The 11,204-nt window shown below is 76.7% G+C and carries 7 protein-coding genes and 1 pseudogene; 5 read left to right on the top strand and 3 right to left on the bottom strand.

Annotated features, from left to right (window positions below; all coding sequences use genetic code 11):
- Together WA788_RS32180 and WA788_RS32175 are read left to right on the top strand one after the other, a co-directional pair.
- Positions 1–1,065, top strand: a pseudogene (locus tag WA788_RS32180) (glycogen debranching enzyme); the annotation flags it as partial.
- 136 nt (positions 1,066–1,201) lie between these two features.
- The gene (locus WA788_RS32175) at positions 1,202–3,757 is read left to right on the top strand and encodes an alpha-amylase family glycosyl hydrolase (RefSeq protein ID WP_335983518.1); all 2,556 of its coding nucleotides are present in this window, start codon (positions 1,202–1,204) and stop codon (positions 3,755–3,757) included.
- 43 nt (positions 3,758–3,800) lie between these two features.
- Here the strand turns inward: WA788_RS32175 and WA788_RS32170 are convergent, their stop codons facing one another.
- The 3 genes from WA788_RS32170 to WA788_RS32160 all read right to left on the bottom strand — a co-directional run bounded on the left by WA788_RS32170 (position 3,801) and on the right by WA788_RS32160 (position 7,938).
- A complete protein-coding gene (locus WA788_RS32170; RefSeq protein ID WP_335983515.1) occupies positions 3,801–4,607 on the bottom strand; it encodes an aminotransferase class IV family protein in 807 nt (268 codons plus the stop codon).
- Positions 4,608–4,917: 310 nt separating this feature from the next.
- Complete coding sequence (locus WA788_RS32165; RefSeq protein ID WP_335983512.1) at positions 4,918–6,969, bottom strand: AfsR/SARP family transcriptional regulator; 2,052 nt, start codon at positions 6,967–6,969, stop codon at positions 4,918–4,920.
- Positions 6,970–6,978: 9 nt separating this feature from the next.
- Entirely contained in the window at positions 6,979–7,938 is a 960-nt protein-coding gene (locus tag WA788_RS32160; RefSeq protein WP_335983510.1) for an AraC family transcriptional regulator, read from the bottom strand.
- Positions 7,939–8,027: 89 nt separating this feature from the next.
- On the opposite strand from WA788_RS32160, the gene WA788_RS32155 reads away from it, so the two are divergent.
- The 3 genes from WA788_RS32155 (at position 8,028) to WA788_RS32145 (ending at position 11,107) form a co-directional block, all read left to right on the top strand.
- Positions 8,028–8,870 (top strand): SDR family oxidoreductase, encoded by an 843-nt coding sequence (locus tag WA788_RS32155; protein ID WP_335983508.1) that lies wholly within the window; start codon positions 8,028–8,030, stop codon positions 8,868–8,870.
- Positions 8,871–9,032: 162 nt separating this feature from the next.
- Positions 9,033–9,911, top strand: a complete 879-nt coding sequence (locus WA788_RS32150) for an alpha/beta fold hydrolase (protein WP_335983505.1) — start codon at positions 9,033–9,035, stop codon at positions 9,909–9,911.
- Positions 9,912–10,195: 284 nt separating this feature from the next.
- Entirely contained in the window at positions 10,196–11,107 is a 912-nt protein-coding gene (locus tag WA788_RS32145; protein ID WP_335983503.1) for a GNAT family N-acetyltransferase, read from the top strand.
- The last annotated feature ends 97 nt before the right edge of the window (positions 11,108–11,204 follow it).

Raw genomic sequence — 11,204 nt, 5'->3', positions numbered from 1 at the left:
TCCTTCTTCGACCTGGTGCAGCAGGACCCGGTGGTCTCCCAGGTGAAGCTGATCGCCGAGCCGTGGGACGTCGGCGAGGGCGGCTACCAGGTCGGCAACTTCCCGCCGCTGTGGACGGAGTGGAACGGCAAGTTCCGCGACACCGTGCGCGACCTGTGGCGCGGCGAGAGCGCCACCCTGGCGGAGTTCGGCTCCCGGCTGACCGGTTCCTCCGACCTCTACCAGGACGACGGCCGCCGCCCGCTCGCCTCGATCAACTTCGTCACCTGCCACGACGGCTTCACCCTGCGCGACCTGGTCTCCTACGACGAGAAGCACAACGAGGGCAACGGCGAGGGCAACCGGGACGGCGAGAGCCACAACCGGTCCTGGAACTGCGGCGCCGAGGGGCCGACCGAGGACCGGGCGGTGCAAGCGCTGCGGCTGCGCCAGATGCGGAACTTCGTGGCCACCCTGATGCTCTCCCAGGGCGTGCCGATGCTCAGCCACGGCGACGAGTTCGGGCGCACCCAGCGCGGCAACAACAACGTGTACTGCCAGGACAACGAACTGGCGTGGATCGCCTGGCCCGGCAAGCCCGGCGGCGGCCAGGCGGACGACGACGCGCTGAAGCTGCACGAGTTCGTGAAGACGATGGTGTGGCTGCGCCGCGACCACCCGGTCTTCCGGCGCCGCCGCTTCTTCCACGGCCGCCCGGTGCAGGGCACCCATGACGAGCTGTCGGACATCGCCTGGTTCACCCCGGACGGGCGGGAGATGACGCAGCTGGACTGGCAGGCGGCGCACGCCAGGTCGCTGGTGGTCTTCCTCAACGGCAACGCGATCTCCGAGCCGGGCCCGCGCGGGGAGCCGATCACCGACGACTCGTTCCTGCTGCTGTTCAACGCCGCCCCGCGCGCCCTGGAGTTCGTGCTGCCGGTCAACCACGGCAAGGAGTGGCAGCTCGTGGTCGACACCGAGCGGCCGGACGGGGTGCCGCCGGGCGCCGGCGAGCGGGTCGCGGCCGGGGACCGGCTGCTGCTGGCCGACCGCAGCATCGTGGTGCTCCAGCGGCCGGCGGACTGACCCGGACGGGTGGTGCGGGCGCGGCGGGCCGGGGCGCGGCACTGTGGGGGCGGGCGCGGCACGCCGGGGTGGTGCGGGCACGCCGGGGCGGGGTGTCCCGGGCAGATCCGGTCAGATCCGGGGTAAAGAAGACCATATGACGGCTTCCCCGGCTCCTTCACCGGCTCCCGCCCCGCCCGGCGCGGACCCGGCGGTCCCCGCCTCGACCTACCGGCTCCAGCTGCAACCGGGCTTCACCTTCGCCGACGCGGCGGCCCGGGTCCCGTACCTGGCCGCGCTCGGGGTCACCCATCTGCACCTGTCACCGGTGCTGGAGGCGGTACCCGGCTCGACGCACGGCTACGACGTGGTGGACCACACGCGGGTACGGGCCGAGCTGGGCGGCGAGCAGGGGCTGCGGGAGCTGTCCGCGCGGGCCCGGGCGCACGGCCTGGGGCTGGTGCTGGACGTGGTGCCCAACCACATGGCCGTCCCGGCGCCGGAGCACCTCAACGGCCCGCTGTGGGAGGTGCTGCGGGACGGGCCCGGCTCGCGGTACGCGGACTGGTTCGACATCGACTGGGCCGCGCGGGGCGGGCGGGTGCTGCTGCCGGTGCTGGGCGAGCCGCTGCCGGACGTGCTGGGCGCGCTCGCGGTGGTGGCCGACAAGCGCGCCGAACGGTCGGACCCGGGGTCCGGGGCCGGCGGCGGCCGGGTGCTGGCGTACTACGAGCACCGGTTCCCGCTGCGGCCCGGCACCGAGGACCTGCCGCTGCCCGAACTGGTGGCCGCCCAGCACTACGAGCTCGCGTACTGGCGCACGGCCCGCACCGACCTCAACTACCGCCGCTTCTTCACCATCTCCGACCTGATCGCGGTCCGCGTGGAGCGGCCGGAGGTGTTCGAGGCGACCCACGCGACGGTGCTGCGGCTGCTGCGGGACGGCGTCGCCGACGGCCTGCGGATCGACCACCCGGACGGGCTGGCCGACCCGGCGGGCTACCTGCGGCAGTTGGCGGCCGCGAGCGGGGGCCGCTGGACGGTGGTGGAGAAGATCCTCCAGCGCGGCGAGGAGCTGCCGCGGGGATGGGCGTGCGCGGGCACCACCGGGTACGACGCGCTCGACCGGATCGACGGGCTGTTCACCGACCCGGACGGGGCCGCGCACCTGGCGGACTTCTTCCGGGAGTTCACCGGGGTGCCCGACGACGAGGGCGGCCGGTGGGAGGCGACGGTGCGGCGGGCCGCCCACCGGGTGGTGGGCCGGGACCTGGCCGCGGAGGTCGCCCGGCTGGCGCGGAGCGCGGACCGCGCCCGCCGCGCCGGGCAATCGGTAAGCCCTGCGCACCAGGAAAACGCCCCTTACGCACCCTCCGGCGTGCGCGGGGACGCAGGCGCCGCGGTAAGTCCTGCGAGCCGGGAGGACACCCCTTACCCGTCACCGTACGCGCCCGAGGTGCTCGCGGAGGCGCTGCGCGAACTGCTGGTGCGCGTCCCGGTCTACCGCACGTACGTCCGGCCCGGCACCGAACCCGCGGGCACGGACGTCGCCCTGCTCACCGCCGCCGCGCGGCAGGCGGCGGAGGAGGTCGGCCCGCGGCTGGCCCCCGCGCTCGCCCTGCTCCGCGACCTCGCGCTGGGGCGGCCCGCCGCCGCCGGCTGTGCGCCCGGCCCGGACGCCGACGACGTCGCGGTCCGCTTCCCGCAGGTCGCCTCCGCGCTGCACGCCAAGTCCGTGGAGGACGCCGCGTTCTACCGCTACGGGCCGCTGCTGCCACTGTGCGAGGTCGGCCGCGACCCCGGGGCGCCGGCCGTCTCCCCCGCCGAGTTCCACGCCTCCTGCCGGCAGCGGCAGCGCACCTGGCCGGCCACCGGCACCGTGCTGTCCACGCACGACACCAAGCGCAGCGCCGACCTGCGGCTGCGGCTCGCCGTGCTGTCCGAGCGGCCCGGCGCCTGGCGGGAGTGGCTGACCGCCGGGGCGGGCCCCGCCGCGCCGGACCGGCACACCGAGTACACCCTCTACCAGACCGCGGTCGGGCTCGGCGCCTCCTGCACCCCCGAGCGGCTGGTGCCCGCCGCCCTGAAATCCGTACGCGAGGCGGGCCTGCGCACCACCTGGACCGAGCAGGACGCGGACTACGAGGCGGCGGTCGCCGACTTCGCCCGGCAGGGCCCCTGCGGCGCGCGGCAGCCGGACGTGGCCGCCTTCGCCGCCGACCTGGCACCGTACGCGGAGGCGAACACGCTGGGCGCGGCCCTGCTGCACCTCACGATGCCCGGCGTGCCCGACCTCTACCAGGGCACCGAGTTCCCGGTGTTCACCCTTGTCGACCCCGACAACCGCGAGCCCCTGGCCGCACCCGCGCCCGGCGCGTCCGAGGGGGCCAAGCCGCGGCTGACCGCCGTCGCCCTGCGGCTGCGCCGCGACCACCCCGAGTGGTACGGCCCGCACGCCGCCTACGCCCCCCTGTACGCCGAGGGCCCCGCCGCCGAGCACTGCGTCGCCTTCCTCCGCGGCGGCGGCGCGCTGACCGTGGTGACCCGCCTGTCCGCGCGGCTGGCCGAGTCCGGCGGCTGGCGCGGCACCGCTCTCCCCCTCCCCCCGGGCCGCTGGCGCGACTGCCTCGGCGGCGCCGTCCACGAAGGCGCGGTCCCCCTCACCGCCCTCCTCGCCGCCGCCCCGGCAGCCCTCCTCACCCGCGACGCATGACCCGCCCACCCGCGTGCCCCCGGCGGACGCGCACCCGCAGCGTTCAGACGGTCTGCCAGGGGTTCGTCCCGTAGCAGTCCACGAGCAGGTTCGTCACCTCGGGATCGACGGTCAACGCCGCCTCGTCGATGCCCGCGACCGGGACGGCCGGCGAGATCGAGTTCGTGAGGAAGGCCGCGAGGGCGGGGGTGCCAGACGCCCAGGCTCCCAGCTCGCGGCGGTGGATCTCCCGCCGGCCGGACGGGATGCCCTTGGCCGCCAGCCCGCGCTGGAGCAGTTGCATCGTGATGCCCGGCAGTACGGCGGCCTCGGGCCAGACGACCCGCTCGCCGTCGAAGAAGCCGATGTTCGAGATCGACGCTTCGCTGACGCGGCCGTGGCGATCGGTGAACAGCGCGTCGTCGTACCCGGCGCGCACCGCCTGGCGCCGGTGGCGGACGAGCCCGAACGTCCCGGCGTGCTTGACGTGGGGCAGGTCCCGCTCGTACGCCACCGTCCGCAGCCGCACCGGTGAGGTCCGCGCCGCAAGAGGCGCGCTCGTCGCCACCGCCACGTCCGGCTCCACGTCCTCGCCGCGCACCACGGCCTCGTGGTGGCGGCTGAAGACGGTCACCCGGACCGTTGCCCCGTCCGGGCGGTCACGGAGCGCGTGCCGCACGCAGGAGCACACCCGGTCGGCGTCCAGTCCCGTTCCGAACAGCTCCCGCGTACTGCCGTCCAGCCGCTTCAGGTGCAGATCCAGTCCGCGGACCGCCCGGTCCCGCACCTGCATCGAGGAGAAGTGCGCGTAGGTGGCCCGCGCGAGCACCCTCAGATCCTCCGCGTCCGCTTCGGCACCGTTGACTTCCACCCGGTCGATGACGCACCCCTCCCTCGCCCGGCCCCGGCCCCGCGGCCGTTCCCCGACCACCCTAGGTACCGCGAGGGCGTCAAGGAACCGGGCTGTGCCGGACAAACGACGCCTCCCCGCCCAAGCGGCGGGCCGGCGGGGCCTGGTACTCCCCAAGCCTGCGGCATGGGCGGTGCCCCCAATCGCAAGGCGCAGGGCGCTGGGGGAACGGGCTGCGCCGGCGACCGGCAACGCTGGGGGCGCCCCCGCCGGAGGCAGGGAGAGGGCGTGCGCGCCGGACCCGGCCGGGGCGGGATGCGTCGGAGACGGCCTAAGGCAGGGCCGCGGTGATCGCGGTCAGGTAGGCGCGGACGGGGCCGGCGGTGAACATGCCGGTGGCCGCGCCCGCGAGTTCCGCGGCGGCCGGGAGGAGGTGGGCGCGGGCCTGGCGCAGGGCGGGCGGGTCGCGGAGTTCGGCGGCGAGGGCGGCCTGGAGGCAGCACAGGGCCTCGTACGTGAGGTCGGCCGGTGGTTCGGGCAGCGCGGCCAGCGCCTGGCGGGCGGCGAGGCGGTCACCGGCGCGCAGCAGGAGGAAGGGTTCGGCCCAGGGGCGGTACGGGCCCCAGTCCGCGCCGGGGTCCGCCCCTTCCGCGGCGGCCGCGACCGCCCCGGCGCCGAGCCCGCTGCCGTCCCCGCCCGACAGGCGCAGGCACAGCAGCGCCAGCGGCAGCAGGCCGCGCCGCACCCCCGGCATGCCCGCGCCTTCCAGGCGGGCGTCGGCGGCCCGGTAGGCGGCCTCGGCCGGGCCGGAGCGTCCGGCGGCGGCGAGCCGCAGCGCCGCGTACCACCCGGTGAAGACCCCGACGAGCGGCAGTTCGTGCCGCTCGGCCAGGCGGTCGGCCGCGGCGGCGTGCGCGTCGGCGGCGGCGAGGTCGGCGAGCGCCGCGCGGGCCTGCATCCGGATCAGGTGCCCGAGCACCTCGAAGGTGGGCAGGTCGTGCCGGGCGGCGAGCGCCACCAGTTCCGCGCCGACCTCGTCCCGGAGCGGCGCGCGGCCGGCCCGGGTGCAGGACTGCATGAAGACGCCGTTGAGCGCGTAGGCGAGCAGCGCGGGGTCGTCCAGCCGGCGGGCGATCTCCTCGGCCGCGCGCGCCGCCTGGGGGCCGCGCGGGGAGCGGGTGCCGCGCGTCTCCACCGCGACGGTCGCGAGCAGGCGGCAGCGCGCGGCGTCGTACGCGGCGGCCGGCGGCAGCGCGATGAGGGTCCGTTCGGCCGCGGCGACGATCCGTGCGGCGGCCTGCGGGTCGTCGCCGCGCGGCCAGACCGCGGGGACGTCGTAGCCGCCGATGACGCGCGTGGTCAGCTCGGGGTCGCCGAGTTCCTCCGCCGCGGTGATCGCCGCGAGCCGGTGCCGCCGGGCGGCCTCCAGGCCGCCGCCCCCGGTCACCGCGAGGTTGCGGATCAGGCCGACGGCCGACTCCAGCCGGGCCCGGGCGCCGCCGCCCACCGTGCGGTCGTATGCCGCGGCCGCCTCCCGCCACAGCAGGTCGGCGGCGGTGGCGGGCGCATCCGTCGGCCCGGCATTCGTCGGCCCGGCATTCGTCGGCCCGGCGTCCGCCGGCAGGTCCAGGTGCGGGTCCTGCGCCAGGATGTCCGCCTCCAGGCGGCGCAGCCGCGCCCCGGGGTCCAGGCCCAGCCGCCCGGCCAGGGTCTCCCGTGCCCGGCGGAGCACCGCCAGCGCGTCGGCCTGGCGGCCGGAGCGGTACAGCGCCAGCGCCAGCAGCCGCCACGCCTCCTCCCGCCAGGGGTGGTCGGCGAGGTGCGCGTCCAGGTCGGGTACGGCCTGTTCGGCGCGGCCCAGCGCGAGCCGGGCCGCGGCCCTGCGCTCCTCGCCCTGGAGCCGCAGTTCGGCCAGCCGGGCGCGTTCGGTGTCCGCCCAGCGGGCACCGGCGAACTCCGCGTACGCCGGGCCGCGCCACAGGCCGAGCGCCCCCTCCAGCCGTTCCAGCGCCGGGCCGGGCGGCAACTCGGCGGCGGCCGTCAGCGCCGCCTCGAACCGCCAGGCGTCCACCGCGTCCGGCCGCGCCCGCAGCGCGTAACCGGGTCCTTCCGTGACCAGCAGCCGCGCCGGGGCCCGCGGCGGCCGCTCGGGCTCCAGCGCCTTGCGCAGCGCGGCCACGAACGTCTGCACGGCCCCCACCGCCCCCTGCGGCGGCTCCTCCTCCCACAGGTCCGCGACCAGCTGACGGACCGGCACCACCCGCCGCCGCGCCACCAGCAGCCGCGCGACCACCGCCGTGTGCCGCGGCCCCCGCAGCCCTACCCGCGCCCCGCCCCGCTCCGCCACGACGGCCCCGAGCACCCCGAACTCCACCTCCGCCATCCCCCCACGCTACGTCCCCGCCCCGCCTCCTCCCGCCGCGAACCCCCGCGCCGCCGCATAGCGGCCCGGCGCCACCCCGGTGGTGCGGCGGAAGGCGTTGCTGAAGGCGCTCGCCGACCCGTAGCCGACGCCGTGGGCGATCGCGTCGAGCGTCTGCCCGCCGCGGCCCAGCGCGTCCTTGGCCAGCGCCATCCGCCAGGCGAGCAGGTACTCCATTGGGGTGGTGCCGACCCGGGCGGCGAACCGCTCGGCGAACACCGAGCGCGACATGCGGGCCACCGCCGCCAGCGCGGCCACCGTCCACGGCCGGCGGACGTCGGCGTGCAGCGCGTGCAGCGCTGCGGCGACCGGTGGGTCGGCGAGCCCGCCGAGCAGGCCCGGCGGCACGTCCCGGGGGCGGCCGCCAGGCTCCGCGGCGCCGTGGCCGCGCAGCGCCTCCACGAGCATGATCTCGACCAGGCGCGGCAGGACGTAGCCCGCGCCGGGCCGGTCGGCGGCCGCCTCGTCGCCGATCAGGTCGAGGAGTTGCGCGATCCGGCGGGTGCCGGGCTCCGCGCCCCGCAGGTGGACGCGGCCGGGCATCAGGGCGCGCAGCAGGTGGGCGTTGGCCGGGTCGGTCAGGAAGTGGCCGCCGGTCAGCCGGCAGGGCTCGCCCGTACCGTCGCCGACGGTCACCGCGTGGTCGGGGGAGCGCTCCAGCAGCGCGTCGCCGTCCGCGGCCGGGGTGTCGGGGTCGGCGGCGAAGGTGAAGCCGTCCGGCGGCGCGCAGATCAGCAGGAAGTCGCCCTCGGCGAGCGCGAGTCGGGGTCCGGCGCCGAGGAGCAGGCAGCTGCCGCGGGTCACCGTGCCGAAGGTGATGTCGTCGCCCGCGGGGAAGCGGACCGCCCAGCGGCCGGTGCCCTCGATCCGCTTGCGCAGCACGGCGTGCGGCCGGATGAGGCGGATCAGGTCGGTCAGCGGATCAGCCATCCCGGACGCCCACTCCTCTCGGACGATCGCTCATCATTGGCGGACTATTGATGATAGACAGTCCGCCGTCTGCTTTCCATCCTGGAGACATGACTGATCGACATCACCCCAGGACGGTTCTGGTGACCGGCGGCGCGTCCGGTCTCGGCAAGGCGACGGTGGCGGCGTTCCTGGCCCGCGGCTGGAACGTGGCCGCCACGGCACGGCGCCCCGGCGCCGCGGACCGCCCGGACCCGGCCGGCAACCTGCTGCTCCTGCCCATGGACGTACGCGACGAGGAATCGGTGGGCGCCGCCGTCGAGCGGGCCGCCGAGCGGTTCGGCCGCATCGACTGCCTGGTCAACAACGCGGGCGCCGGGCTGCTCTCAGTCTTCGAGGCCACCCCGATGACCGCCGTGCGGGACCTGTTCGAGACGAACGTCTTCGGCGTGATGCGGGTGACCCGGGCGGTGCTGCCGCACTTCGCGGCGCAGGGCGGCGGCCGGGTGGTCAACGTGTCCTCCGGCGCCGGCATCGTGCCCGAACCGCTCATGTCGCTGTACTCCGCGACCAAGTTCGCCGTCGAGGGCTTCACCGAGTCCCTGCGCCACGAGCTGGCCGTGCGCGGCGTCACCGTCAAGCTCGTCGAACCCGGCCTGGTGCCGGGCACCGGCTTCGTCCGGAACACCGAGGAGGCGTCCCGCACCGTACCCGTGCCGCCCGCGTACGCCGGCTATGTGCGGCAGGCCGTGGCGCGCTACCAGGAGGGCGTCCCCGCCGGCGTGGCGACACCGGAGGCGGTGGCCGAGGCGGTCGCCGCTGCGGCCGAGGAACCCGCGGACCGGCTGCGGCACCTGGTCGGCGAGGACGTGGAGGAGGCGGCCCGGATGCGGCGGGAGACCTCCGAGCGGGAGTACGAGGAGTGGGCGCTCGCGCGGGCCGCCGCCGGGTGACGGCGGCGCGGGGGCCGGGCGGGGCGGAGCCGGGCGGGACGGGAGCGGGCAGGGCGGGGGCGGGCGGGGCGGATTGCCGCCGGACCGGTTGCTGATCGGCTGCTGATCGGGGCGCGGGAGGCTCGAGGTGTCACCCGGACGACCCACTGAGAGCAGGGCACCATGGCACCGAGCATCCCGGACTTCGAGCAGCGGCGCGTGAAGGTCGCCGACGGGGTCACCCTGAACGTCGCGGTCGGGGGCGCCGGCCGTCCCGTCGTGCTGCTGCACGGCTTCCCGCAGACGCACCTGATGTGGCGGCACGTCGCCGCCGACCTCGCCGCGGACCACACCGTGATCTGCCCGGACCTGCGCGGCTACGGCGCCAGCGACAAGCCCGCCGACCCCGACGGGACCGCGTACGCCAAGCGCACCATGGCCGCCGACACCGTGGCGCTCGCCCGGGCGCTGGGCCACGAGCGGTTCGCGCTGGCCGGGCACGACCGGGGCGCCCTGGTCGCGTTCCGGGCCGGGCTGGACCACCCGAACGCGGTCACCCATCTGGCGTGCCTGGACGTCCTGCCGACGCTGGACATGTGGGCCGCGATGCACGGCACCTCGGCGGCGGTCGGCTTCCACCTGTACCTGATGGCACAGCCGCCGGGCCTGCCCGAGCAGTTGATCGGGGGCGCGCCGGACGCGTTCTTCGGGCACTTCCTGGACGCCTGGGCCGCCGACCCCGCCGCGATCCCGGCCGAGGTGCGCGCCGCGTACCTGGCCGCCTGCCGCGCCGCGGTCCCGTCGATCGTCGCGGACTACCGCGCCTCGGCCGGCATCGACGTCACCCACGACCAGGCCGACCGCGACGCGGGCAACCGGCTGCGGATGCCGGTCGCCGTCCTCCAGCAGGACTGGGGCGCCGCGCTCGGCTACGACGCCCGGGCACTGTGGCGCGCGTGGGCGGACGACCTGGTGCACGCCACCGTCGGCTGGGGGCACTTCATGGCGGAGCAGGCCCCCGCGGAGGTGGCCGCCGCCCTGCGCGAGCTGATGGCCCGCTGATCCTACGTCCGCCGATCCCCCGCCCGCCGATCCGCCGGCCCCGGGACACCGCACGGGGCCGCGGGTCACGGGACCTCGCGCGGCCCCGGCCGGCCGGGCCGGCCCGGCCGGGAAAAGCGATGGCGGCCGCGGGCGCGGGCGGACTACGCTTCGCGGACACGTCCGGCCAGGACCAGGAAGAGGAGGCGAGAGCGATGTCGAGGACCACCCACCCGCGCTCCCGCCCGTCCGCCGGACGTCCGTGACCTCTTCGGGAGCGCACCGCTGACTCCCGAAGGACGCACATGTCTGATCTGGTACTCCGCCCGCTCACCGCGGGCGAGTCCGCCCTGTTCACCTCACTCCCCGTCGCGGACCGGCTCGGCCGCGCCCTGCTCGGGGAGGACTTCGCCCTGATGGACGCGGGCGGCCCGTACCGCCCGGAGTGGTCGTGGGTCGCGCTGCGCGACGGCACCCCGGTGGCCCGCGCCGCGTGGTGGGCGCAGCCCGACGACACCGCGCCGGTGGCGCTCGACTGGTTCGACGTCGCCGACGGCGAGCAGGAGGCCGCGGTCGCCCTGCTGCGGGCCGCACGGCTGAGGGCCGAGCACAGCCTGCTGCTGCCGCCCGGCTGGCGCGGGCACCCCGCGCTGCGGGCCGCGTACGACGCCCGCGCCGAGGCGCTGGAGGCCGCCGGGATGCACCGTCTCGTGGAGCGCTACCGCTACACCTGGACCGCCGCCGACGGACCACTGCCCGCCCGCACCGGCCGGCTGGTGTACCGGCCCGAACCGGACGACGCCGCCTTCCGCGCGGTGATGGCCCGGACCATGTCCGGCACGCTCGACGCCCATGACCGGCACACGCTCGACGCGGAGGGCCTGGACGCCGCGCTCGACGAGACGCTCGGCATCCTGTCCTGGATGCCCTCCCCCGACGACTGGCGGCGGGTCGCCTTCACCCCCGAGGGCGACCTCGTCGGCCTGCACGTCCCGGCGCGCAACACCAGGACGCACTGCGTCGGCTTCGTCGCGGTCGTCCCCGAGCAGCGCGGCCACGGCTACGCCTACGACCTGCTGGCGGAGTGCGGCCGGGACCTGGTCGACCTCGGCGCGACCGAGATCGCCGCGGCCACCGACCAGCCGAACTTCCCGATGGCCCGCGCCTTCGCCCGCGCCGGCTACCCGATCACCCAGGAACGGGTGGATTTCGTCTAGACGCCACCGCCGGCGGGCATGCATGTGCCCGGAAGGCCGCCGGACGGGCAGAGCCGGGCGGACGACGACGCGGGGCCGGGACGACCGGGCCGGACGG

Source organism: Streptomyces sp. CA2R106, assembly GCF_037034245.1.
GTDB lineage: Bacteria > Actinomycetota > Actinomycetes > Streptomycetales > Streptomycetaceae > Actinacidiphila.
Note: the sequence above shows the minus strand (reverse complement) of the source record. Positions and strands in the feature narration are given on the sequence as shown.

Coding starts and splice junctions, on each gene's coding strand:
- WA788_RS32175 (WP_335983518.1), top strand. CDS start 1,202: ATGACGGCTTCCCCGGCTCCTTCACCGGCTCCCGCCCCGCCCGGCGCG.
- WA788_RS32165 (WP_335983512.1), bottom strand. CDS start 6,969: ATGGCGGAGGTGGAGTTCGGGGTGCTCGGGGCCGTCGTGGCGGAGCGG.
- WA788_RS32160 (WP_335983510.1), bottom strand. CDS start 7,938: ATGGCTGATCCGCTGACCGACCTGATCCGCCTCATCCGGCCGCACGCC.
- WA788_RS32155 (WP_335983508.1), top strand. CDS start 8,028: ATGACTGATCGACATCACCCCAGGACGGTTCTGGTGACCGGCGGCGCG.
- WA788_RS32150 (WP_335983505.1), top strand. CDS start 9,033: ATGGCACCGAGCATCCCGGACTTCGAGCAGCGGCGCGTGAAGGTCGCC.
- WA788_RS32145 (WP_335983503.1), top strand. CDS start 10,196: ATGTCTGATCTGGTACTCCGCCCGCTCACCGCGGGCGAGTCCGCCCTG.